Here is a 24,717-nt window from a genome sequence, read left to right as displayed (position 1 = left end):
GACCTCTCTCCTCCAGTGGGTCTAGCGATGTCCGCCGAGGCGCCGGTCCGTGCCACGGGGGCCGGGGACGCCGTCGCCGGCCGGGACCTCGGGCTCCCAGTCGAAGACGATCGAGTCGTCGACCGTGCCGATCAGGACCGTGGCGCCGGGCGACGCGCCGGCGTTCGCGAGCGCGTCCTCCACGCCGAGCCTCGCGAGACGGTCGCCGAGATAGCCGACGGCCTCCTCGTTGGCGAAGTCCGTCTGCCGCAGCCACCGCACCGGCTTCGAACCGGTGATCAGGTACGTGTTGTCACCGAGGTCCTTCACCTCGAACTCGGTGCCGCCGCCGACCGGCTCGGGGCGGATGACGATGCGGGTCGGCTCCGCGGGCGGCAGCGAGGCGCGGTATTCGCTCACCATCGCCGCCATCGCGAACGACAGTTCCCGCAGCCCCTCGTGCGTCGCCGCCGACACCTCGAAGACCTTCAGCCCGCGCGCCTCGAACTCGGGCCTGACCATGTCGGCGAGGTCGCGGCCGTCCGGCACGTCCACCTTGTTCAGCACGACGATGCGGGGACGGTCCGACAACGGCCGGTCGCCGAGGACCCGGTCGTAGGCCTGGAGTTCGCGTTCGATGACCTCGAAGTCGCTGACGGGGTCGCGTCCCGGTTCCATCGTGGCGCAGTCGAGCACGTGCGCGAGGGTGGACGAGCGCTCGATGTGGCGGAGGAAATCCAGGCCGAGGCCCCGGCCCTCGCTGGCGCCCTCGATCAGGCCCGGCACGTCCGCGACCGTGAACGTCGTGTCGCCCGCGCTCACCACGCCGAGGTTGGGGATCAGCGTCGTGAACGGGTAGGCGGCGATCTTCGGCTTGGCGGCCGACAGCGCGGCGATCAGCGAGGACTTGCCCGCGCTGGGGAAGCCGACGAGCGCGACGTCGGCGACGCTCTTGAGTTCCAGGACGACGTCCCGCGCGTCCCCCTGCTCACCGAGCAGCGCGAACCCGGGGGCCTTGCGCTTGGCGGACGCCAGCGCCGCGTTCCCGAGCCCGCCGCTGCCGCCCCGCGCCACCACGAAGCGGGTCCCTTCGCCGACCAGGTCGGCCAGGACCTCCTCACCCGCCTTCACGACGGTGCCGTCCGGGACGGGCAGGACCACGTCGCCGCCGTCCGCGCCCGTCCGGTGGCCGCCCTGCCCCGGGCGGCCGTTGCCCGCCTTGCGGTGCGGGCGCCGGTGGTACTCCAGGAGGCTCGCGGCGTTCGAGTCGACGACGAGGACGACGTCGCCGCCCCGGCCGCCGTTCGCGCCGTCCGGGCCGCCGAGCGGCTTGAACTTCTCCCGGTGGACCGAGGCGCAGCCGTTCCCGCCGTTGCCCGCGGCGACGTGCAGTACCACCCGGTCGACGAACTGCGCGCCCGATCCCGCTCCAGCGGCCACGGTGACTCTCCTCGGTGAAATGGCAAAGGGGCGGACCGAGAACGGTCCGCCCCTTTGAAAACGTTCTGGCCCCAGGCGGACTATTCCGCCGGAGGAACGATGCTCACTGCGTTGCGGCCACGGTAACGGCGGAACTGCACCGCACCCGCGACCAGCGCGAACAGGGTGTCGTCGCCGCCGCGGCCCACACCGGGGCCGGGGTGGAAGTGGGTGCCGCGCTGCCGGACGATGATCTCGCCGGCGTTGACGACCTGGCCGCCGAACCGCTTCACGCCGAGGCGCTGGGCGTTGGAGTCGCGACCGTTACGGCTGGACGATGCGCCCTTCTTGTGTGCCATCTGACCGCTCCCTTACTTCCCGGCCTTGATACCGGTGATCTTGACCTCGGTGTAGGGCTGACGGTGACCCATCCGCCGCTTGTATCCGGTCTTGTTCCGGTAGTGCATGATCTTGATCTTCGGGCCCTTGACCGCGCCGAGGATCTCGGCGGTCACCTCGTAGCGCGCGAGGTCGGCCGACTTGCTGACGACGTCGTCGCCGTCCACGACCAGCACGGCCGGGAACGTGACGGTCGAGCCGATCTCGCCGGCCAGCTTGTCGACGGTCAGCACGTCGTCGACGGCGACCTTCTCTTGCCTGCCGCCTGCGCGGACAATCGCGTACACCGCGGAAACCCTTCGTCTGCGCGCGCTTCCGGACTGAACCGGTCCCGCGCGTGGCTTACCAGCCCCCGTGTGGGGGCCTACCCCCGGCACCGGGCCGAGGGCGGCACACCAGGGAGACCCCGGCGCTCTCTGCTTGGCCCCACCGGATGGGTGAGGTGAACACCGAACGCCCCCCGGACGGGGGTCGCGGTGCAGGTTCGGATGACGCGCCCACGACGCGCCGAAGGCCAAGGATACCGGATGCCCCGAGCGGAACGCGAATGGAGTCTTCATCGCGGCGCCCTTGGCGGCGGGCCCCGGCCCCGGCAGGGATTGACACCTGCCGGGGCCGACACCCTCTTCGGCTATTCCGCTTCGGCTTCGGCGGGCTGGGCGGTGGCGCCGCGGTGAGCGGCCGGCTCCCCCTCGGTGTCCGGCTGGGACGTGGAGCCGTTGGGCTCGGTCGCCTCGGTCGCCTCGGTGCCGTTCAGGCCAGGGGTCCCCGGCTCCGTGCCGTTCGGGTCCGTTCCGTTCAGGTCGGTGCCGGACAGGTCGGTGCCGTTCGCGGCGGCCGTGACCGGCTCCGTGGAATCCAGGGACTCCAGCACGCCCGGGGGCGCCTCGTCGGCCTCGTCGGCGGCCTCGGCCGCCTCCAGCGCGGCCTGCGCCGGGGACTCGTCTGTGTCGATCTCGGGCGGCGGGCCCGCCGGACGCTTGGCCGGCCCCGACCTTCTCGGCCGCGTACGCACGGGCTCCGGCAAGGCCTCCGGCATGGTCTCCGCGGGCTCGGCGGCGGGCGCCGCGGCGACCGGGACGACCGGCGCCTCGGGCTCCTCGGGCTCGGCCGGCCAGGCGGGCTCGACCGGCTTGGCGGGCTCGGCGCGCGTGGTCTCGTGCCGGGACAGCTTCTCCTCGACGGCCTTCTCGACCTCGCCCTTGCGCTTGCGGCGGCGGCCGTTGTCCTTGGCGGCCGCCTTGTCCGCCTTCGGCTCGACGGGGCTCAGGTGGACGTGGATACCGCGGCCGTTGCAGGACTCGCAGGTCTCCGAGAACGCGTCCAGCAGCCCCTGGCCGACGCGCTTGCGGGTCATCTGCACCAGGCCCAGCGAGGTGACCTCGGCGACCTGGTGCTTGGTGCGGTCCCGCGACAGGCACTCCACGAGGCGGCGCAGCACCAGGTCCCGGTTGTTCTCCAGCACCATGTCGATGAAGTCGATCACGACGATGCCGCCGATGTCGCGGAGCCGGAGCTGGCGGACGATCTCCTCGGCCGCCTCCAGGTTGTTGCGGGTGACGGTCTCCTCCAGGTTGCCGCCCTGCCCGGTGAACTTGCCGGTGTTGACGTCGACGACCGTCATCGCCTCGGTGCGGTCGATCACCAGCGAACCGCCCGACGGCAGCCACACCTTGCGGTCCAGCGCCTTGGCGATCTGCTCGTCGATGCGGAACGCCGACAGCGCGTCCTGGCCGCCGGTCCAGCGCTCGACGCGGTCGGCGAGATGCGGCGCGACATACTCGACGTACTCGGAGATCGTGTCCCAGGCTTCGGAGCCGGACACGACGAGCTTGGTGAAGTCCTCGTTGAAGATGTCGCGGACGACCCGGATCGTCAGATCGGGCTCACCGTAGAGAAGGGAGGGCGCGGAGGCCGTCTTCACCTTCTTCTGGATGCTGTCCCACTGGGCGGCGAGGCGCGACACGTCCCGCGAGAGCTCCTCCTCGGTGGCGCCCTCCGCGGCGGTCCGCACGATCACGCCCGCGTTCTCCGGCATGACCCTCTTCAGGATCGACTTGAGGCGGCTGCGCTCCTTGTCGGGGAGCTTGCGGCTGATACCCGTCATCGAGCCGTCCGGCACGTACACGAGATAGCGGCCGGGCAGCGAGACCTGGCTGGTGAGGCGGGCGCCCTTGTGGCCGAGGGGGTCCTTGGTGACCTGGACGAGCACCGACTGGCCCGACTTCAGCGCCGACTCGATGCGGCGCGGCTGGCCCTCCAGTCCGGACGCGTCCCAGTTGACCTCGCCCGCGTACAGGACGGCGTTGCGGCCCTTGCCGATGTCGACGAACGCCGCCTCCATCGACGGGAGCACGTTCTGGACCTTGCCGAGGTAGACGTTGCCCACGTACGACTGGTGGGTGGCGCGGTTGACGTAGTGCTCGACGAGCACGCCGTCCTCCAGAACGGCGATCTGGGTGCGCTCGCCCTCCTGCCGGACCACCATGACCCGCTCGACGGACTCGCGGCGCGCCAGGAACTCCGCCTCGGTGATCACCGGCGGGCGGCGGCGGCCCTGCTCGCGGCCCTCCCGGCGGCGCTGCTTCTTGGCCTCCAGCCGGGTCGAACCGCGGACGGACTGGACCTCGTCCTCGACCGGGCGGGCCTCGGCGGCACGGGTGGAGCGGACGTGCACGACGGTGTTCGGCGGGTCGTCCGTGCCGTTCCCGCCGTCGCCGTCGGTCCCGGACCGGCGCCTGCGGCGGCGACGGCGGCGGCTCGTGCCGGACTCGTCGTCGCCCTCGTCGCCGGAGCCGCCCTCCTGCTCGGCCTCCTCGGCCTTGGGCTCCTTGTCCTTCTCCTTGTCCTTCTCCTTGCTCTTGGCGACCCGTTCCTTCTTGGGCCGGTCCTTCTTGGCGGGCTGCTCGTCCTTGGGCTCCTCGGCCTCCTCGGCCGGCAGCTCGTCCTCGGCGCCGTCCTTGCCGGCCCTGCCCCGGCCGCGTCCGCCCCGGCGGCGGCGCCGGCGGGACGGCCGGTCATCGGAGTCGTCCTCGTCGGACGGCGGCTCGCCGGACTCCTCGTCGACGTCGTCGACGTCGGCGGGCTCGGCGGGGCGCTTCGGCTCGTCCTTGGGACGGGCCGGCGGCTCGGCCTTCGGCTGCGGCGGCTGGAACACGACCATCGGCGGCTGGAACGTCACGCCGGGGACGCCGACACCGCTGGCGGGCTCGATCTCCGACACCTGGTCGGCGGGCGTCCCAGCCCCGGCGGCCGGAACGGAGGGAACCTCCGGAACGGACGGGACCGACGGGACGGACGGGACGGCGGGCACGGCCGGCGCTTCCGCCGCGGCCGCGGAACGCCGGCGGGTCCGGGTGCGGGGCGCCCGGGGCTCGTCGGCGGGCTGGTCCGCCTCGGCGGCGGGCGCGGGCTCGTCCCCGGTGCCGGGAGAGGTCTCGGTGCCGGGAGAGGTCTCGGCGCCGGTCATCGGGACGGGCTCGGACGTCTCGGCGGCCTTCCCGCTCCGGGTGCGGGTACGGGCCCGGGTGGTCTTCTTCGGCGGCTCGGCATCGTCGGCGGGCGCGGCCTCGGCGGGGGCCTCGGCGGGCGCCGGCGGCTGCGCCTCCGCGGCGGCGGGGGTGTCGGCGGGGGGCTGGGCGGGGGTGTCGTCCACGTCGGGCGGCGGGCCCGCCGGACGGCTCGCGCGGCGCGGGCGCGAACTCACCGCGTCCGCGTTCCCGGTGCCGGTCTCCTCCGTTTCGGCGTTCTCGTAGTCGGCGTTCTCGTTCTCGGTGCCTTCGGCCGTGGCCGAATCGGCTTCGTTCTCACGCATGCGGGCAATCTCCCGTCAGGCTCCCGGGCGCGTCCGCTTCGCTCCGCCGGTGGCGGATCGGTGCGGTGCGCCGCACGAGAGCTCTCGTCAGTCGGTGCCGTCCTGGCCGGACGGTGTCCGGTCATGACGACGAAGTCGTCGGGGGTGCGCCGGCCGTACCCTGCGGGACCGGTTCCGTGCTGCCACGGCTTCGGTCCCACGGTCAGGCGCTGACGGCATCCGCGCTCGCGGCGTCCCCGGGCTGCGGCCGCTGCGGGCCGCCGGCCGTCTCGGCATCGTCGCCGGACGGCAGGCCGGTCACCCGGTCGGGATCCAGGGGATCCGCGAGGCCACCGGTGTCCGCGTCGAGGGGCCCCTGCGCCAGCCTGGTCACCAGTGGGGGTGACGGCGGCGCTAGGTCGGCGACCTGGCGCAGTCCGGTGAGGATGTCGTCGGGTCGTACGGCCGGTGTGGAATGCCGAACAACCATTCGAAGTATGGCACAAGGGGCATCCGCCGCCTGCGCGGCGCGCCGGTCCAGCTCACAGGAGGACACGGCAGCGCGCACGTCGAAACGGCGTCGCCCCTTCTTCGTGAGGCGCTCGACCTCGATGCTCCCGGCGGCCATGAAGGCGGCCACGGCGGCGGCGGCATCGTCGGATGACACGCCGTCCAGCCTGATCCGCCATTCGGACGCCTGGAGCCGATCGGCGAACGCGCTCGGTCTCGGCTGCGCGTCGCCGCCGCTTCCCGCCCTTACCGGCACGACATCGACGATGTCGAGCCCGGGGGGCAGGGCCGCGTCGAGATCGGCCCGCACCCGCGCAGGGTCGCAGGTGTCGGTGAGCCCGATTTCGAGGTACTCGGCCTCACTGGCCACCCCTGTCGCCGCCGCACCCGCGTACGAGATCTTCGGGTGGGGGGTGAATCCGCCGCTGAACGCGACAGGGATCCCGGCACGCCTGACGGCGCGTTCCACGGCCCGGGAAATGTCGCGATGGCTCGTGAACCGCAGCCTGCCCCGCTTGGCGTAGCGGACGCGCAGTCGCTGGGTCACGGGGGCCGGCGCCGGACCCTCCGGCATGGGTGCCAGGGTTCTGGTCCTTCCTACTCGTGGCGAGTCGAAATAAAGGTCTCCCTACAGAGTACGGGTCGCCGGGCATCGTTTGTCCCCCGGCCGCCCCTTCACGGCTCTGACCCCCGCAGCTCAGGGGGTCCGCGCGACCGATTCCGGGCATCCGGGCACCCGGGCGGGGCGCGAACCGCCCGGAAGGGGCCGCCGGGACGGTCAGACGACCGACAGCGGCAGCAGCTTCTTCCCGGTGGGGCCTATCTGGATCTCGGTGCCCATCGTGGGGCAGACGCCGCAGTCGTAGCAGGGCGTCCAGCGGCAGTCCTCGACCTCGGTCTCGTCGACGGCGTCCTGCCAGTCCTGCCAGAGCCACTCGCGGTCGAGCCCGGCGTCGAGGTGGTCCCACGGCAGGACCTCGACCTCGTCGCGCTCGCGGACGGTGTACCAGGCGAGGTCGACGGGCCCGTCGGCGAGGACCCTCTCGGCGCAGGCCGTCCAGCGCTCGTAGGAGAAGTGCTCGCTCCAGCCGTCGAAGCGGCCGCCGTCCTCCCACACGGCGCGGATGATCTCGCCGACGCGGCGGTCGCCGCGCGACAGCAGGCCCTCGATGATCGACGGCTGCCCGTCGTGGTAGCGCAGGCCGATGGCGCGGCCGTACTCCTTGTCGCCGCGCAGGGCGTCCTTGAGGGCGTGCAGGCGGCGGTCGACGGTCTCGTGGTCGCACTGCGCGGCCCACTGGAACGGGGTGTGCGGCTTGGGCACGAACCCGCCGATGGACACGGTGCAGCGGATGTCCTTGCGGCCGGTGGCCTCGCGCCCGGCCCGGATGACCCGCTTGGCCATATCGGCGATCGCGAGGACGTCCTCGTCCTCCTCGGTGGGCAGCCCGCACATGAAGTACAGCTTGACCTGCCGCCACCCGTTCTCGTAGGCGGTGGTGACGGTGCGGATCAGGTCGTCCTCGGTGACCATCTTGTTGATCACCTTGCGCATCCGCTCGGAGCCGCCCTCCGGCGCGAACGTCAGCCCGGAGCGCCGCCCGCCCCGGGAGAACTCGTTGGCGAGCGTGATGTTGAAGGCGTCCACGCGGGTCGACGGCAGCGACAGCGAGGTGTTGGTGCCCTCGTACCGGTCGGCGAGGCCCTTGGCGACGTCGCCGATCTCGCTGTGGTCGGCGCTGGACAGGCTGAGCAGCCCGACCTCCTCGAAGCCGGACTCCTTCAGGCCCTCCTCGACCATGTTCCCGATCGTGGTGATCGACCGCTCCCGGACCGGGCGGGTGATCATCCCGGCCTGGCAGAACCGGCAGCCGCGGGTGCAGCCGCGGAAGATCTCCACGCTGTAGCGCTCGTGGACGGTCTCGGCGAGCGGGACCAGCGGCTTCTTCGGGTAGGGCCACTGGTCGAGGTCCATGACGGTGTGCTTCTCGATCCGCCACGGGACGCCGGGACGGTTCGGCGCGACCCGCTGGATACGGCCGTCCGGCAGGTAGGTGACGTCGTAGAAGCGCGGGACGTACACGCCGCCGGACGCGGCGAGGCGCAGCAGCAGCTCGTCGCGGCCGCCGGGCCCGCCCTCGGCCTTCCACTCGCGGACGACCTCGGTGATGCCGAGCGCGATCTCCTCGCCGTCGCCGAGGACGGCGGCGTCGACGAAGCCGGCGATCGGCTCGGGGTTGAACGCGGCGTGCCCGCCCGCGATGACGATCGGATGGTCGTCGGTGCGGTCGGCGGCGTCCAGCGGGATGCCCGCGAGGTCGAGCGCCGTCAGCAGGTTCGTGTAGCCGAGTTCGGTGGAGAACGACACGCCGAACACGTCGAACGCGGCGACCGGGCGATGGGCGTCCACGGTGAACTGCGGGATGCCGTTGTCGCGCATGACGGCCTCCATGTCGGGCCACACCGAGTACGTCCGCTCGGCCAGCACGCCGTCGCGCTCGTTCAGGATCTCGTAAAGGATCTGGACGCCCTGGTTGGGCAGCCCGACCTCGTAGGCGTCCGGGTACATCAGCGCCCACCGGACCTCGGCCTCGTCCCAGTTCTTGAGCTGGGAGTTCAGCTCGCCGCCAACGTACTGAATCGGCTTCTGCACGCTCGGGAGCAGCGGCTCCAGGCGTGGGAAGAGCGACTCGACCGGCATGACGGAACCCTCCGTGCAGGAAACGTGGGACAAACGTCCAGCCTACCGCCGCTCAGTCGGAACTCCGCTCAGTCGAATGCGCGGCGACGCACGTGCACGGCCTGCAGCAGCCCGAAGGCGATCATGTTCGCGAACGTGGCGGAACCGCCGTAGGACGTGAACGGCAGCGGCAGCCCGGTGATCGGCATGATGCCGATCGACATCCCCACGTTCTGGAACGTCTGGAACCCCAGCCAGCACACGACGCCGGTCGCGACCAGCGTCCCGAACAGGTCGGCGGCCTGGGTCGCGATCCGCAGCCCGCGCCACAGCACCACGCCGAGCAGCGCGACGATCACGGCACCGCCGACGAAACCGAGTTCCTCCCCCGCCACCGTGAAGATGAAGTCGGTCTGCTGCTCGGGGACGAAGTGGCCGCCGGTCTGCTCGCCCTGGAACAGGCCCTTGCCGAACAGGCCGCCCGACCCGACCGCGATCCGCGCCTGCCGGGCGTTGTAGCCGGCGCCGCGCGGGTCGGCGTCCGGGTTCATGAACGCCGTGAACCGGTCGACCTGGTAGTCCTCCAGCAGGCCGAAGGCCCACACCGCGGCCACCGTGAGCGCGCCCGTGCCGACGAGGCCGGCGAGCCAGCGCTTCTGCACGCCGGAGATCGCCAGCATCCCGACCACCACCGCGATGAAGACCAGCGTGGTGCCGAGGTCGGGCTGCAGGATGATGAGCACCGCGGGCACCCCGGCCAGCACCAGCGCGAGGAGCACGTCGCGGACGCCGGGGCCGATCTCGCCGTCGCGCGGCTCCCCGAGGATCATCGCGAGCAGCACCACGAGGCCGACCTTGGCGAACTCCGACGGCTGCACCTGGAAACCGCCGCCGATCACGATCCACGAGTGCGACCCGTTGATCGTCTCGCCGAGCGGGCTGAGGACGGCGACCAGCCCCACGCACGCCAGCCCGTACAGGATGGGGACGTAGGCGCGCAGCAGCCGGTAGTCCAGGAGGGTGACGACGCCACCGAGCACGAACCCGATGCTCATGTTCAGGATGTGCCGCTTGAGGAAGCCCTCCGGGTCCTTGCCCTGCTCGGCCAGCCCCTGGAACGTCGCCGACCGCACCAGCAGCGCGCCCACCACCGACAGCGCCAGCACTGCCAGGACCAGCGGCCAGTCGAGACGCCGCAGGCCGGCGAGGCGGCCCTTCCACGTCCGCCGCCCGCCGTACCCCTCGACGCTCCCGACGCTGCTGCCGGTGATCACGGGGCGGTCCCTGAGCCGGGCATCTTGGGGATGCCGGTGGGGAGCCTGCCGTCCTTGAGGATGGGCTTGCGGTCCTTCGTCCCGTACATCGCCTCCCAGATCTTCCGGACGATGGGCGCGGACGTCTGCGCGCCGTAGCCTCCCTGCGACACCATCGCGACGATGGCGTAGCGCGGCTCCTTCACCGGGCCGAAGGATGCGAACCAGGACATGTCCTCGCTGCCGTACCGCTCGGCGGTTCCGGTCTTGCCGCCCACCGCGACGCGCTTGAGGTCGAACCCGGCGAAGGCCCCGGCGGCGGTGCCCTCCTTCGGCACTTCGGCGAGCGCCTTGCGCATGTAGGCCAGGACCTTGTCGTCCACCGGCACCCGCTTCGGCTCGGGCGCGTCGATCTTGCGGACGACGGTGCCGTCGGGCCGGACGACCGCGACGCCGATGCGCGGCGTGTGCAGCGTGCCGCCGTTGGCCACCGCCGCGTAGGTACGGACGAGCTGCAGCGGCGTCACCATCACGTTGCCCTGCCCGATCGACAGGTTCGCGGCGTCACCGGCGCGCCACACGAAGCCCTCTTTGCAGTTCTCGTTGGCGACGGCCTTGAGGTAGGCGGCGCGGGCGGGATCCGTCTTGGCGACCTTCGGGTAGCCCTCCTTGGCGCCCCGGCAGCTCCCCTCCCTGGTCGACTCCCAGTACTCCCGCTTCCACCGCCGGTCGGGGATCCGGCCGGCGCTCTCGCTGGGCAGGTCGACCCCCGTGCGGGAGCCGAAACCGAAGCCGCGGGCCATCTGCACCATCGGGTTCTTCGCGTCCGGCGGGGCGTTCTTGCCGCCGTTGTGCAGCCACATCTCGTGCGCGAACTTGTAGAAGATCGTGTCGCAGGACTTCACGAGGGCGGTGTGCAGGTTCATGGAGCCGAGGTTGGCGCTCTGGAAGTTGTTGAACGCGCGGCTGCCGACCATGTACGAGCCGGGGCAGTTGTAGGTGCCGTGCAGGTCGTAGCCGTCCTTCACCGCGGCGGCCAGGGACGACACCTTGAAGGTGGAGCCGGGCGGGCCCAGCCCCTGCGTCACCCGGGAGATCAGCGGATGCTCGTTCTTCTCGCCCAGAAGCGCGTCGTACTTCTTCTGGGAGATGCCGCCGGTCCAGACGGCCGGGTCGTAGGTCGGGTAGCTCGCCATCGCGACCAACCGGCCGGTGCGGACGTCCATGACCACCGCGCCGCCGGAGTCGGCGGGACTGCCGCCCTTGCGCGCGGCCTTGATCCCCTCTTCCAGCGCCTTCTCGGCCGCGCCCTGCACCTCGGCGTCGAGGCTGGTCACGAGGTTGCTGCCGGGGACCGGCTTCTCCTCGTCGGCGACGCCGGTGACGCGGCCGTGGCTGTCGACCAGCACCCGGCGGTACCCGGCGTCGCCGCGCAGGTCGCGGTCGTACTGGGCCTCCAGCCCGGCGCGTCCGACGAGGTCGACGCCGCTGTAGCCGGTGACCTTGATGCTCTCGCGCTTCTCCAGCTCCTCCTGCGTGATCGGCTGCAGGTAGCCGAGGGTCTGTACGGCACTGGCGCCGTGCGGCTCCGGGTAGGCGCGGACGGGCTGGATCCGCGCCGTGACGCCGGGGAAGTCCTCCTGGCGCTCCATGATCTGCAGGGCGCGCTGGGGGTCGGCGTCGTCCTCGACGGGAATCGGCTGGTAGGGCGAGCCCGACCAGCAGGGCCGCTTGACAGTGGGGCTGCACAGCCGGACCCGCTTGGAGATCTCCTCGTGGCTCGTCCCGAGGGCACCCGCCAGCCGTTTGAGGACGGCCTCGCCGCCGTCCTCAAGCCGCGCCAGCGTGGTGCTGTCGACGGACACGACGAGAGAGCTGGTGTTGCGCGCGAGGGGCCGCCCCCGGTCGTCCAGGATCATGCCGCGCAGGGCCGGGACGACGATGTCGCGGGTGCGGTTCTCGGCGGCGATCCGCTCGTAGCGCTCGCCCTCCAGGACCTGCAGCGTCCACATGCGCGCCACCAGGACGAACAGCAGCACGCCGACCATCACGTACAGGACGAGGATGCGGAAGTGCGTGCGCGGGTTCACAGGTTCCCGCCCCGGCCGGACATCGCGCGGTAGCGGGCGGCGGGCACCGAGAGGCCGTCTCCCCGGGATCGTTCGCCGCGTTCGTACCGCCGGGTGGCGCGCAGAACCGCCCACACGACGAACGGGCTCGCGATGACGTCGTACAGGACCTGCAGCGGCACCATGCTCGACACGGTGTCCCACCCGGCGCGCGGGTCGTCGAGCATCATCCCGGTCCCCGCGTACAGGACGGTCCCGGCGAGGGCCCCGGCGGCGACGGCGAAGAACGGCACGGCCGACTGCCGGTCCATCTCGGCGGACGCAACGCCGCACAGGAAGCCGATCAGGCAGTAGACGAGCGCGTAGCGGCCGAGGGTGTGGTCGGCGGGCGGGATGATGTCGGCGGCGAGGCCGGCCAGGAAGCCGGTGACCATCCCGGTCATCGACCCGGCGACGAGCGCCAACGCCACGACGGCCAGCAGCACCAGATCGGGCTGGACGCCGCCGGGCAGCGGCAGCCGGTTGGCCACCGACACCTGCAGGATCAGTGTCACCGCGATCACCACCGCGCTCATCGCGGTGCGGCCGGCCGGCGACGGCTCGGGCGGGTTCAGCACGTCAGTCCCCCGAGTTCGGTTCTGTGGACAGGCCTCGCGTGCCGCGCGGCCGATCGTCCGGGTCACCGCCCGGCGACGGGCTCGCGGACGGGCTCGCGGATGGGCTCGCGCTCGGTGTGGCGGACGGCGGCGGCTTCGGCTTCGGCGGCAGCACCGTGTCCCGGGGGTTCTTCTTGGGCGGGGCGACCACGACCGCGACGACGTCCAGGCTCGTGAAACGCACGAACGGCCGGACGTGGGCGGTACGGGTGAGGCCGTTGGAGTTCTCGATCCGCTCGACCACGCCGATCGGGACGCCCGGGACGTACGGACGCTGGCCCTGCGACCCGAGCGTCACGATCCGCTGGCCGACGCGGATCGGCGCGGCGGCGTCCAGGAGCTGGAAGCGCAGCGGCGTCTCGCCGTGCCCGCCGAGGCCGCGGCGCCCGAGGCCCTGAACGATCCCGATCTCCTTGGAGTCCTCGAGGCGGGACCCGACCGACGACGTCTGGTCGGTGGCGAGCAGGACGGTCGACGTCGCGGGCCCGACGCGGGTGACGCGGCCGACGAGCCCGTCCGCGCTCATCACGGTCATGTCGCGCTTGATGCCGTCGCCGCCGCCGACGTCGATGGTGACGGTGTCCTCGAATCCCTGACCCGCGGAGATCACCCGCGCGGCGAGGATCTTGTAGCCGCCCATCCCGGCGGTGCCGAGCAGCCGCTGGAGCTGCGCCGACCGGTCCCGGTCGAGGCCCGAGGCGCGCAGTTTCTCGCGCAGCTTCTGGTTCTGGCGTTCGAGCCGCTCCGCGCGCCGCCGCTGTCCCGGCGCGTCGGTGATCGACTCGAAGGTGTTGCTCACCGGCCGCACGACCGACGCCGACACCCGCTCCACGGGGCCGAACACGGTCGCGCCGATGCTGCGCAGGCCGCGCAGCGGGGAATCGTCCCCGCCGCGATGGTCAATGGTGATCATCGCGAGCGCCACCACGAGCAGCGCGGCGAGGACCACGCGGGTGCGCCGGGTGTCCTTCACCCACCGACCTCCCGTTTCCCAGTCCGTTCGGTCCCAGTCCGTCGGGGGGTGTTCAGTGCCGCGGCTCCGGCACGAGGACCTGCCGGAGCTCCTCGAAGTCCTCGACGCACTTGCCGGTGCCGAGCACGACCGAGTCGAGCGGGTTGTCCACGAGGTGGATCGGCATCCCGGTCTCCTCGCGGAGGCGCTCGTCGAGGTTCTTCAGCAGCGCGCCGCCGCCGGTGAGCGCTATCCCGCGGTCCATGATGTCGCCGGACAGCTCGGGCGGGCATTTGTCGAGCGTGGTCTTCACCGCGTCCACCACGGCGTTGACCGGCTCTTCGATGGCCCGCCGTACCTCCTCGGCGGAGATCACGACGGTCTTCGGCAGCCCGCTCACGAGGTCGCGGCCCCGGATCTCGGCGTGCGGTTCCTCCTCGCCGCCGGGATAGGCCGAACCGATCGCCATCTTGATCTCCTCGGCGGTACGTTCCCCGAGCATCAGGGAGTACTCCTTCTTGGAGAAGGAGATCACCGCCTGGTCGAGTTCGTCGCCGCCGACGCGGACCGACTGGCTGGTGACGATGCCGCCGAGGGAGATGATCGCGACCTCGGTGGTGCCGCCTCCTATGTCGACGACCATGTTGCCGGTCGGCTCGTAGACGGGCAGCCCGGCGCCGATCGCGGCGGCCATCGGCTCCTCGATGATGTAGACGCGGCGGGCGCCGGCCTGGTAGCCGGCCTCCTTCACCGCGCGCTGCTCCACCCCGGTGATCCCGCTCGGCACCGCCACCACGATCCGCGGTTTGGCGAAGTGCCGGCGCTTGTGGACCTTCTGGATGAAGTAGCGCAGCATCCGTTCGGTGACGTCGAAGTCGGCGATGACGCCGTCCTTGAGCGGGCGGACCGCGACGATGTTGCCCGGTGTGCGGCCGATCATCCGCTTCGCCTCGATGCCGACCGCGACGATCTTCCCGGTGTTGGTGTTGATCGCCACCACGGACGGTTCATTGAGGACGATGCCACGCCCGCGCACATACACCAGGGTGTTGGCAGTACCGAGGTCGACCGCCATGTCGCGGCCAAGGAACGACAACTTGTTACCCATGAAGAAAGGGAGCCCTTCACGATTGACGGGCGTGTATAGCGGCGCGTCCATCGTAACGTGAACACGTGTCCGCGGGCAGTAACCCAGCCGCCGCGCGTCGCCCAAAAAAGGACCCCTGACCTGCTCGGGCGACCAAGAAGAAGTCTGGCCCGGGGCCGGTTTCCCCCGGGCCGGAACGAGCTCAGCCCAGGTCGGGGAAGAACAGCTTGATCTCGCGGTCGGCGGAGTAGGTGGAGTCCGAGCCGTGGACGATGTTCTCGCCGATCTCCAGGGCGAAGTCGCCCCGGATGGTGCCGGGCGAGGCGCTCACCGGGTCGGTGGCGCCGGCCAGGGAGCGGAACGCCTCGATGGCGCGGGGGCCCTCGACGACCATGGCGACGAGGGGGCCGCCGGTGATGAATTCGACCAGCTCGCCGAAGAACGGCTTGCTGGCGTGCTCCTCGTAGTGGGCCTCGGCCGTTTCCCGGGCCAGGGTGCGGAGTTCCATCGCGGCGAGCGTCAGGCCCTTGCGCTCGATGCGGGAGATGACCTCACCGATGACGCCGCGGCGGACGCCGTCGGGCTTGACAAGGACGAGAGTGCGCTCGGACACGGGTGGTTCTCCTCGAAGAATTCGGATGGTGCAGCGCGCGAATCCTACCCGGCTCGCGACCTCGCGGCCGCCTTACCGGTGTGAGTCGCACTTCTCGTCCCGGCGCGTCGCGCGCTCACGCGGGCGGTGGCGGCGGCGAGGAGGACGGTGGCGGCCGCCGCGATCACGAGCCAGACGTGGTACGCGTCGAGCAGCACGGCGGCCTGCTGCGTCTCTGTCGCCGGCCGCAGCCGTTCCAGCCGGGACGCCTGCAGGGACAGGACGAGGAGCTGCCCGGCCAGCAGCGCCGGGAAGCACAGCGACAGGCCGAACAGCGCCGCGCCGACTCCCGCGTCCCGCAGGGAGGCGGCGAGGGCCAGGCCGGCGCCGGCGGCGAGCGGCACGAGCGGGAGGAGCGGCGCCCAGCGGTCGTGGGGGTCGGCGGCGAGGCCGAGCAGCACGGCCGCGGTCATCAGGCAGTACCCGGCCGGGACGGCGAGGCGCGCACTCAGGCGGGTCGAGGCGAGCGCACCGGCGAGCGCGGCCGCCGCGGCCACGGCGGACGGGAGCAGCGGCACGCCCGCGGCGTCCCCTCGCGCCCGGGCGGTGACGGAGGCGAGCCCGGCCAGCGGCCCGGCGACCGGATGGCAGAGCAGGCCGACGGCGATCATGACGAGCGCGCAGCCGAACGGGCTGCCGGCCGTCGCGTCCCGGCCGGCGGCGACGGCGAGGCCGAGCAGGGCGGCGAGGGCGAGCCCCGCCACGACGAGCCGTGCACCGGGCGACCAGTCCTGCGCGGCGACGACGGCGAGGAACGCGAAGCCCGCCGCGGGGACGAACGGGAGGAGCAACTGGCCCCGTTCGGCGTGCCGGGCGACGGGCAGCGACCAGGGCCCGCGCCCGCGCAGCAACGGGTAGGCGGGCGCGGCGACGGCGGCGGCAACGGCGGGCCACGGGAAGGGCGCGAGCGCGACGCGCCAGTCGGGGACGGCGGTGCCCTCTGCGGGCATCGGGACGGCCTTCAGCGCGAGGGGCATGGCGAAGATCAGCGTGCCCGCGAGCGCACCGGCCCAGGCGGCGGCGAGCACCCGGCTTCCGCGCTCCCACACCAGGACGAGGGAGGCGGGGAGCACGATGCCCGCGCCCGCGCCCTGCGCCGCGCGGACCACCGCGACCAGGGGCACCGAGTCGGCGAACCGGGCGGCGCCGAGGCCGGCCAGCAGGACGGCCACGCCGGTGACGAGGACGCGCCACGCGGGGAACCGGCGCGCGGCCACGGCGGCGAGCGGGACCGCGAGCAGCAGCGCGGGCAGGGAGTACCCCGTGGCGCGGAGCAGCCCGGCGATCTCGGTGTCGCCGAGTCCGAGGGCGCGTGCCGCGGCGGGGACGACGTGGAAGGCGGCGTCGGGGACCACCAGGACGGCGGCGGGCAGCGCGGTGAACGTCAGCAGCAGCGCGCCGGGAACCGCGAGCCGGTGTTCGGGGGCGTGCGGGGACACGGCCTGCTCCTTCGCAGAGTCGACGTCATCCACCGGACGCACATTTCCCAAAAGGGAAGAATGTCGGAATTAATGCACTAACCCGAATTGTCGGATCGGCGGATGAAAAGGCTTGCCGTTCCCTCGCGAATTTAGCGCGCCTGAACCGCCGCCGCCTTGCGTCCCATCCAAATCGCCGTGGCCCAAAGCGCCCCGAACACGGCACCGAGGAAGAACATGGCCGGCACCATGAACCCGGTCGCGATGATCAGCACCTGCAGGACGCTCCCGGCCGCGACCGCCCACGGGAAGCGCAGCAGGCCCGCCATCAGCAGGCAGGCGACGGCCAGCCCGCCGCACACCGCCCCGGCGGTGCCGCCGTCCACGTCCAGCACGGTCACCGCGACCGGGATCGCGAGCGCGATGACGATGGCCTCGCTGGCCAGGATCGCGGCGAACAGCCTCCGCGCCGGGTTCGCCGTTCTCTCGGCGTTCATGCCGGTCACCGTCCTTCCGCGACGCGCAGCAGCGTCCTGGCCTCGCCGGCGGTGACGACCGAGCCGGTGATCAGCACGCCGGCGCCCCGGTACTCGCCGGTCTCCTCGGCGATGCCGATCGCCCGGTCGATCGCGTCGTCCAGGCGCGGCTCGAGATGGACCCGCTCGGGCCCGAAGACGCTCCCGGCCAGCTCGGCCAGCTCCTCGGGCGGCATCGAGCGCGGCGAGGAGTTGCGGGTCACCACCAGCTCGGCCAGGACGGGTTCGAGCTGGTCGAGGACTCCCGCGACGTCCTTGTCGGCGGAGATGGCGAGGACTCCGGCGAGCCGGGTGAAGCCGAACGACTCGGTGATGGTGGCGACGGTCGCGGCCATCCCCGCCGGGTTGTGCGTCGAATCCAGCAGGACGGTCGGGCCGGTGCGGGCCACTTCGAGGCGTCCCGGGGACGCCGACTTGGCGAAGCCGCTGCGCACCAGCGCCGGGTCGAGCTGCCCCTCCTCGCCGCCGATGAAGGACTCCCCGGGCGCGATCCGGGTCGCGGCCTCCAGGTTCGCCTCTCCCCTGGTCGGCGCTCCGCTCGCGAACGCCTCGACGGCGGCGAGGGCCGTCGCGGCGTTGCCCGCCTGATGATCGCCGAACAGCGGGAGGTAGATCTCGTCATAGACGCCGTGCAGGCCCCTCAGGCGCAGCATCTGGCCGCCCACGGCGACGTCCCGCTCGAGCACCCCGTACTCGATGCCCTCGCGCGCCGCCGCGGCGCCGATCTCCACGACCCGCCGCAGCAGCACCTCGGCCGCCTCGACCGGCTGCTGCGCCAGCACCGCGACCGACTCCGGCTTGATGATGCCCGCCTTCTCCCCGGCGATCGCCTCCAGCGTGTCGCCCAGGTAGCGGGTGTGGTCCAGCCCGATCGGGGTGATCACCGCGACGACGCCGTCCGCCACGTTCGTGGCGTCCCACACGCCGCCCATGCCGGCCTCGACCACCGCCACGTCGACCGGCGCGTCGGCGAACGCCGCGAACGCCATCGCCGTGAGGACCTCGAAGAACGACAGGCCCGCCGGGTGCTTGCCGTCGATCAGCTGGACGAAGGGCAGCACGTCCTCGAACGCCTCGGTGAACCGTTCCTCGCTGAGCGGCTCCCCGTCGATCGCGATCCGCTCCCGCAGCGTGGTCATCTCGGGGCTGGTGAACAGCCCGGTGCGCAGCCCGCGCTCGCGCAGCAGCGACTCGACGAGCCGGGCGGTGCTGGTCTTGCCGTTCGTCCCGGCGATGTGGATCACCGGATACGCGCGGTGCGGCTCGCCCAGGACGTCGACCAGATCCCGGATCCGGTCGAGGGTGGGATCGATCTCCCACTCGACCCCGCGGGCCATGATCGCGCCGATGGTGCGCTGATAGCCGGACGGCTCGGATGGCTGGCTCACGGTCACAGAGCCTACTCGGCGGTGCCGGTGGTCCCGTCCGGGCCCACACTGGAGATATGGACGTGTTCTTCCGCGAATGGGAACGTCGCACCCCGGGCGAGACCCGCGACGTCGGACGGGCCCGTGCCCTGGCGAGCGCCCTGGACGTCCTCGCGCCGGCCCCGCCCGTCCTGACCGTCGTGGGATCCAAGGGGAAGGGGACCGCGGCGCTCTACGCCTCGGCCTTCCTCGCGGCCGCCGGCCTTCGCGTGTGCACCGTCACGAGTCCCGGCCTGCGCACCGACCGCGACCGGATCAGGGTGGACGGCCGCGCCGTCACCGAAGCGGAACTGGCCTCTCTCGCGGACGCGCTCGACGAGGCGATCAGCACGCTCCCGCCGCCCTCGGACGGCTATCTGTCGCCGGCCGGGCTGTTCACCCTCGCGGGCGTCCTGCACGCGCGGCGCGCCGGCGCGGACGCGATCGTCCTGGAGGCGGGGATGGGCGGGCGGTCGGACGAGGTCGCCCTCTTCCCGCCGGCCGTCGCCGCGATCACACCGGTCTTCCGCGAGCACGCCGGCGTCCTCGGAGACACCCCGGCGGAGATCGCCGAAGAGAAGCGCGGCGTCGCCGGCCCGGACACGGTCGTCGTGTCGGCGCCGCAGTCCCCCGAGGTCGCCGCGGTGCTCGGGGCGGTGGAACGGGTGGAGTCAGGCGGCAGCGGGCTCCCGGCGGACCTGCTGCCCGCCGGACTGGGCCGCGGCAACGCCGAAGTGGGAGTCGCCGCGGCCCGGCGGCTCCCGGGGGTGAGCGAGCCCCCGGCCGGGCCGCTCAGGGACGTGCTGTCCTCGGTCGTCCTGCCGGGGCGGCTCTCGTGGCACGACGTGCCCGGGTCGGCGACCCGGCTGCTCGTCGACTCCGCCATCGACCGGACGGGCGTCGCCGCCGCCCTCGCGGCCGCGCGGCGCGCCTGGGGGACGATCGACCACGCCGTCGTCTGCCTCCCCGACCACAAGGACCTGGACGGGGCCGCCGCCGAGCTCGGCGGGCTGCCCGTGACGTTCGTCCGGCTGCCGCTGCCGCACCTGCGCTTCACCCGTCCGCTGCCGTCCGGCTGGGACGTCGTCGGCCCCGGCGCCATCACACCCGAATCCCTGGCCACCCTCGGGCACCGCGTGGCCGTCCTCGGCACCGGCTACTTCACCGGGCTCGTCCTCGGCGTGGTGGACGCCGACACCGAGCGGCTGTTCCTCACCGCGGCTTCTCGACGTCGTTCCTGATCCGGCGCATGACGTCGGCCATCAGCGGGAACTGCGGGCTCAGCGCGGGACGGTTGGAGGCGACGACCCCGAAGGAGTCCCGCGTCGCCCACGCGCAGAACGTGTGGGTGTCGGCGAGGACGGCGAACGTCCCGCACGCGGCCTTCCCGCCCTTGCGGCCGGGGTCGGCGTCCTGCCCGGCGATGAACGTGGTGGGCTGCACCTTCTGCAGGAAGGCCTCGGGATCGCCGACCGGGCCCGTCCCGCCCATGAACAGGACGTCGACCGGCCCGGCGGGCTCCTCGGTGTAGACGGCCTGGCCGCCCTTCACGACGGGGATCCCCGCCGCCTCGACCGCTCCCGCGACGAACGGGTACGCGGCGCTCGCCTGGGGTGCGGTCAGGGCGTCCTTGCGCAGCCCGCCGGCCATCGCCCCCGCGACGATCACCTTGCCGGACGCCGGGACGCCGATGGTGCGGGCGTCCTTCTCGCCGCCGGCGGTGCCGGCGCCCTCCATCCCGAACGCCAGCACGCCCACCATCAGCACGCCGGCCGCGACCGTGGCGGCGCCGGTGACCAGCAGGAACCTGGGAAGCCGCCGTCTCCTGGCCGGAGCCGGCGCGCCCGGCGGCGCATGGCCCGGAGCCATCGGGAGCGGGCCGGTGCCGCCGGGGACCACCGGATGCGCGCCGGACCCGCCCGCCACGAGGGGGTGGCCGCCGGTACCGTCCGAGATCACGACCTGCGGGCCGGTGCCGTCCCGCAGGACGCCGTGCGGGCCCGTCCCGCCGGGGATCGGATGCGCACCCGACCCGTTCGCCGGGCCCGCCATCGCATGCGGGCCCGTCCCGTCGCCGGAGTCGGCCGACCACCACGGACGTGAACCGCCCCAGGGTGCCGGCTCGGCGCCGGCCCGCCAGGGCGGGCCCCCGTCCTCGACGACCTGAGGCGCGTTCAGGTCATCGCCGGACGCGGAGTCCTGCGTGTCGGACCGAGGGGGTGATTCGGCCATTGCGCTCCTGATCGTTCGGCTGCCGGCAAGCCTCGGGGGCACACCCACGGATCGTAGCCGCGACGGGCGGCGCACGCCGACCGTTCGCCGGGTCAGCTCCCCTGTCAGCCCGCCGGAAGGGCGGTCAGCTGCGACTCCAGCCGGCTGATGTCGGCCTCGGCCTGCGCGAGACGCTCCCGGTTCTTGGCGACGACGGGCTCGGGCGCCTTCGCCATGAACGCCTCGTTGCCGAGCTTGCGGGTCGCCTGATCGACCTCCTTGCGGGCGGCGGCCAGGTCCTTCTCCAGCCGCTTGCGCTCCGCGGCCACATCGATGGCCCCGGCGGTGTCGAGCCGGACGGTGACGCCCTCGGCCGGCAGGGACGCGGTGGCGGAGAAGCCGGCGCCCGGCTCGGTCAGGCGCAGCAGCGCGCGGACGCCCTCCTCGTGCGCGGACAGCGGCGAGGCGCCCCACTCCAGCGTCGCGGCGACCTTCTGGCCCGGTTTGAGGCCCTGGTCGGCGCGGAACCGGCGGACCTCCGTGACGAGGCGCTGCAGCGACTCGATGACGGTCTCGGCCTCCCGGTCGCCGCGGGCGGGATCGGCGGACGGCCACGGAGCGGTGACGACGGTGCCGGCCCCGGTCAGGGACGTCCACAGCTCTTCGGTGACGAACGGGATCACCGGGTGCAGCAGCCGCAGGAGCTTGTCGAGGACCTCGCCCAGGACGCGGCGCGTGCCTTCGGCCCGCTCGTCGGCCAGCTGGACCTTCGCCAGCTCCACGTACCAGTCGCAGACCTCGTCCCAGGCGAAGTGGTACAGCGTCTCGCACGCCTTCGCGAAGTCGTAGCCCTCCAGGTAGCCGTTCACCTCGGCGATGACGGACTGGAGCCGCGACAGGATCCAGGCGTCCACGGTGGACACCTCGGCGGGCATGTCACCGCGGACGTGCGCGCCGTTGATGAGCGCGAACCGCGTCGCGTTCCACAGCTTGTTGCAGAAGTTGCGCGAACCCTGCGCCCACTGCTCCGCCACCGGGACGTCGCCGCCCGGGTTCGCGCCGCGCAGCAGCGTGAAGCGGGTCGCGTCGGCGCCGTACGCGTCGATCCAGTCGAGCGGGTCGATGACGTTCCCGAACGACTTGGACATCTTCTTGCCGTACTGGTCGCGGACCATCCCGTGCAGGGCGATCGTGTCGAACGGCTGGACGCCGTCCATCGCGTACAGGCCGAACATCATCATCCGGGCGACCCAGAAGAACAGGATGTCGTAGCCGGTCACCAGCACCGACGTCGGGTAGAACCGCTTCAGATCGGCGGTCTCGTCGGGCCAGCCCAGCGTGGAGAACGGCCACAGCGCCGAGGAGAACCACGTGTCGAGGACGTCGGTGTCCTGCGTCCAGCCGGCGGGCGGCTCCTCGCCGGGCCCCGGGCAGACGACCTCCCCGTCCGGCCCGTACCAGACGGGGATGCGGTGCCCCCACCACAGCTGCCGGCTGATGCACCAGTCGTGCATGTTGTCGACCCACTCGAAGTAGCGGGCCGCCATCTCCGGCGGGTGGATCGTGACGCGGCCGTCGCGGACGGCGTCGCCGGCGGCGCGCGCCAGCGACTCGACCTTCACGAACCACTGCAGCGACACACGCGGCTCGACGACCGTGGCACAGCGCTGGCAGTGCCCGACCGAGTGCTCGTAGGGGCGGACCTCCTTGACGATCCGGCCCTCCTCGCGCAACGCCGCCACGACCGCCGGGCGCGCCTCGAACCGGTCGAGGCCCTCGAACGGGCCGGACGCGGTGACGACGCCGCGCTCGTCCATGACCGACAGCGACGGCAGGGAGTGCCGCCGGCCGATCTCGAAGTCGTTGGGGTCGTGCGCCGGGGTCACCTTCACCGCGCCCGTCCCGAACTCGGGATCGACGTGCTCGTCGGCGACGACCGGGATGCGGCGGCCGGTCAGCGGAAGCTCGATCTCCCGGCCGATGAGGTGCGCGTACCGGGCGTCCCCCGGGTGGACGGCGACGGCGGTGTCGCCGAGCATCGTCTCCGCCCGCGTGGTCGCGACGACGATCTCGTCCTCGCCGGAGCCGTACCGGATCGACACCAGCTCCCCATCGACGTTCTCGTGCTCGACCTCGATGTCGGACAGGGCCGTCAGGCAGCGCGGGCACCAGTTGATGATGCGCTCGGCGCGGTAGATCAGCCCGTCGTCGAACAGCCGCTTGAAGATCGTCCGGACGGATTCGGCGCGTGCGGCGTCCATCGTGAACGCCTCGCGCGTCCAGTCGACGCCGTCGCCGAGCCGGCGCATCTGGCCGAGGATCCGGCCGCCGGACTCCGCCTTCCACTCCCACACCCGCTCGATGAACGCCTCGCGCCCGAGGTCGTGCCGCGACACGCCCTCCTTGGCCAGCTCACGCTCCACGACGTTCTGGGTGGCGATGCCCGCGTGGTCCATGCCGGGGAGCCACAGGGTCTCGTGGCCGCGCATCCGGTGCCACCGGACGAGGGCGTCCTGGATCGAGTGGTCGAGCGCGTGCCCCATGTGCAGGGAGCCGGTGACGTTCGGCGGCGGGATCACGATCGAGAACGGGGGCCGGTCCGGGGCGCGCCCCGGGTCCGCGGTGAACAGCCCCTCCGATACCCACCGCTCGTAGAGCCGGCCCTCAACATCCGCCGGTCGGTACTGGGTGGGCAGGTCGACGTCCGCGGCGGCCCCCTGGCCGCGCTCAGTGCTGGGCTGTGTCACGGCTGACGATTCTACGGGGACCGGAAAGGTAGAACGCCCCGGGCCACTCCCGCGTCCCATAATCGATCGTGGGTGGGAACGCTCCCACCCGTCCGTTCACGGCATCAGGACGAGGAGTCTCATGAGTGGCTGGAACCCCCCGCCCGCCCATCCGCCCGGTGGGCCCGGACCCCAGGGACCGTTCGGACCACCGCCCGGCCCGCCCGGACCACCGCCGTACGGCGGGGCGGGACCGGTCATGCCCGGCAGGCCGCCGGGCGCCCCGCGGCGCAAGCGCGGCCCCGGCTGCGTGATCGGGCTGCTGGCCGGCGCGTTCGTGCTGGTGCTGGTGCTCGCCGTCGGCGGGTTCGCCGTCTATCTCGCGGGCACGAGCCACGAACTCTCCACTCCGCGGACGGCGGGTGGAATGACCCTCGACAACAGGTATGACAAGGGGGCGGACGACCTCGCCGACACCCTGCGCGGGGCGATCCGCAGCACCACGCGCCCCTCGGGCTCCGACTGGGCGGACGGCGTCTACCGGGACGGCGACCTGGCGTTCCTGTTCATCGGGTTCAGCGGCTCCTACGACCGGGACAACGTCATCAGCCAGCTGGACTTCCACCTGCGCCACGCGCTCAGCACGCCCAGCGTCCGCGTCACCACCAGGCTCTGGGAGATCGACGACCCGGGCGGGGACGGAACGGGGTTCTGCGGGCGCGTGACCGCGGCGGCGAAGAGCACCTACGCGTACTCCTCGGTCTGCGGGTGGGCGACCAGGACGACGTTCGCACTGGTGGTCCCGGCCGGCAACTACACCAAGAGCAACGAGCCACGGGAGTACAAGGTCTCCGGGCTCCAGCGCGTGATGCGCGCCGTGCGCGCGGACGTGGAGGACTGACCGGTGCGGAGAGGCGCCGGACGCCCCCTTCCACGCGCCTCACCCAGAGAGCGTTTTCCCGCCGCGGTCG

At 72.6% G+C, this 24,717-nt stretch carries 19 protein-coding genes; 2 read left to right on the top strand and 17 right to left on the bottom strand.

Features of this window, described 5'->3' with window-relative positions; genetic code table 11:
* Positions 1-21: 21 nt before the first annotated feature.
* The 15 genes from obgE to ACGFIS_RS33695 form a co-directional block, all read right to left on the bottom strand.
* The gene (gene obgE, locus ACGFIS_RS33765) at positions 22-1,419 is read right to left on the bottom strand and encodes a GTPase ObgE (RefSeq protein ID WP_392906027.1); all 1,398 of its coding nucleotides are present in this window, start codon (positions 1,417-1,419) and stop codon (positions 22-24) included.
* A gap of 80 nt (positions 1,420-1,499) precedes the next feature.
* Positions 1,500-1,757, bottom strand: coding sequence for a 50S ribosomal protein L27 (rpmA, locus tag ACGFIS_RS33760; RefSeq protein WP_131894964.1), 258 nt, complete (start codon positions 1,755-1,757; stop codon positions 1,500-1,502).
* Between the two features lie 12 nt (positions 1,758-1,769).
* Entirely contained in the window at positions 1,770-2,084 is a 315-nt protein-coding gene (gene rplU / locus ACGFIS_RS33755; RefSeq protein WP_392906028.1) for a 50S ribosomal protein L21, read from the bottom strand.
* 344 nt (positions 2,085-2,428) lie between these two features.
* The gene (locus ACGFIS_RS33750) at positions 2,429-5,611 is read right to left on the bottom strand and encodes an Rne/Rng family ribonuclease (protein WP_392973661.1); all 3,183 of its coding nucleotides are present in this window, start codon (positions 5,609-5,611) and stop codon (positions 2,429-2,431) included.
* A 202-nt stretch (positions 5,612-5,813) separates the two neighbouring features.
* On the bottom strand, positions 5,814-6,674 hold the full coding sequence (locus tag ACGFIS_RS33745; RefSeq protein ID WP_392906031.1) for a TIGR03936 family radical SAM-associated protein: 861 nt from the start codon (positions 6,672-6,674) through the stop codon (positions 5,814-5,816).
* A 204-nt stretch (positions 6,675-6,878) separates the two neighbouring features.
* On the bottom strand, positions 6,879-8,801 hold the full coding sequence (locus ACGFIS_RS33740) for a TIGR03960 family B12-binding radical SAM protein (protein ID WP_392906032.1): 1,923 nt from the start codon (positions 8,799-8,801) through the stop codon (positions 6,879-6,881).
* A gap of 68 nt (positions 8,802-8,869) precedes the next feature.
* Positions 8,870-10,054: a rod shape-determining protein RodA gene (gene rodA, locus ACGFIS_RS33735; protein WP_392906033.1), complete on the bottom strand. Its 1,185-nt coding sequence runs from the start codon at positions 10,052-10,054 to the stop codon at positions 8,870-8,872.
* Complete coding sequence (gene mrdA / locus ACGFIS_RS33730; RefSeq protein ID WP_392906034.1) at positions 10,051-12,123, bottom strand: penicillin-binding protein 2; 2,073 nt, start codon at positions 12,121-12,123, stop codon at positions 10,051-10,053. The genes rodA and mrdA overlap by 4 nt, the downstream gene beginning before the upstream one ends.
* Positions 12,120-12,719, bottom strand: a complete 600-nt coding sequence (gene mreD / locus ACGFIS_RS33725) for a rod shape-determining protein MreD (protein ID WP_392906036.1) — start codon at positions 12,717-12,719, stop codon at positions 12,120-12,122. Before mreD ends, mrdA begins: the two co-directional genes overlap by 4 nt.
* A 1-nt stretch (position 12,720) precedes the next feature.
* On the bottom strand, positions 12,721-13,731 hold the full coding sequence (mreC, locus tag ACGFIS_RS33720) for a rod shape-determining protein MreC (protein ID WP_392973659.1): 1,011 nt from the start codon (positions 13,729-13,731) through the stop codon (positions 12,721-12,723).
* 52 nt (positions 13,732-13,783) lie between these two features.
* Positions 13,784-14,818 (bottom strand): rod shape-determining protein, encoded by a 1,035-nt coding sequence (locus ACGFIS_RS33715; RefSeq protein WP_132152770.1) that lies wholly within the window; start codon positions 14,816-14,818, stop codon positions 13,784-13,786.
* Between the two features lie 181 nt (positions 14,819-14,999).
* On the bottom strand, positions 15,000-15,410 hold the full coding sequence (ndk, locus tag ACGFIS_RS33710) for a nucleoside-diphosphate kinase (RefSeq protein WP_392906038.1): 411 nt from the start codon (positions 15,408-15,410) through the stop codon (positions 15,000-15,002).
* Between the two features lie 44 nt (positions 15,411-15,454).
* Positions 15,455-16,921, bottom strand: coding sequence for a hypothetical protein (locus ACGFIS_RS33705; protein WP_392906039.1), 1,467 nt, complete (start codon positions 16,919-16,921; stop codon positions 15,455-15,457).
* Between the two features lie 98 nt (positions 16,922-17,019).
* Positions 17,020-17,364 carry a DUF4233 domain-containing protein gene (locus tag ACGFIS_RS33700; protein WP_392906040.1) on the bottom strand — a complete coding sequence of 115 codons (345 nt, stop codon included), beginning with the start codon at positions 17,362-17,364 and terminating at the stop codon, positions 17,020-17,022.
* A 5-nt stretch (positions 17,365-17,369) separates the two neighbouring features.
* The gene (locus ACGFIS_RS33695) at positions 17,370-18,740 is read right to left on the bottom strand and encodes a bifunctional folylpolyglutamate synthase/dihydrofolate synthase (RefSeq protein ID WP_392906506.1); all 1,371 of its coding nucleotides are present in this window, start codon (positions 18,738-18,740) and stop codon (positions 17,370-17,372) included.
* 107 nt (positions 18,741-18,847) lie between these two features.
* Between ACGFIS_RS33695 and ACGFIS_RS33690 the strand changes: the two genes are divergently transcribed.
* Positions 18,848-20,050, top strand: coding sequence for a hypothetical protein (locus tag ACGFIS_RS33690; protein ID WP_392906041.1), 1,203 nt, complete (start codon positions 18,848-18,850; stop codon positions 20,048-20,050).
* On the opposite strand, the gene ACGFIS_RS33685 is transcribed toward ACGFIS_RS33690, so the two are convergent.
* Positions 20,022-21,041: a hypothetical protein gene (locus ACGFIS_RS33685; RefSeq protein WP_392906042.1), complete on the bottom strand. Its 1,020-nt coding sequence runs from the start codon at positions 21,039-21,041 to the stop codon at positions 20,022-20,024. The genes ACGFIS_RS33690 and ACGFIS_RS33685 overlap by 29 nt on opposite strands.
* A 104-nt stretch (positions 21,042-21,145) precedes the next feature.
* Positions 21,146-23,827 (bottom strand): valine--tRNA ligase, encoded by a 2,682-nt coding sequence (locus tag ACGFIS_RS33680; RefSeq protein ID WP_392906043.1) that lies wholly within the window; start codon positions 23,825-23,827, stop codon positions 21,146-21,148.
* 178 nt (positions 23,828-24,005) lie between these two features.
* On the opposite strand from ACGFIS_RS33680, the gene ACGFIS_RS33675 reads away from it, so the two are divergent.
* Complete coding sequence (locus ACGFIS_RS33675) at positions 24,006-24,647, top strand: hypothetical protein (protein WP_392906044.1); 642 nt, start codon at positions 24,006-24,008, stop codon at positions 24,645-24,647.
* Positions 24,648-24,717: the final 70 nt, after the last annotated feature.

It is taken from the genome of Spirillospora sp. NPDC048824 (assembly GCF_043198455.1).
Taxonomy (GTDB): Bacteria; Actinomycetota; Actinomycetes; order Streptosporangiales; family Streptosporangiaceae; genus Spirillospora.
Note: the sequence above shows the minus strand (reverse complement) of the source record. Positions and strands in the feature narration are given on the sequence as shown.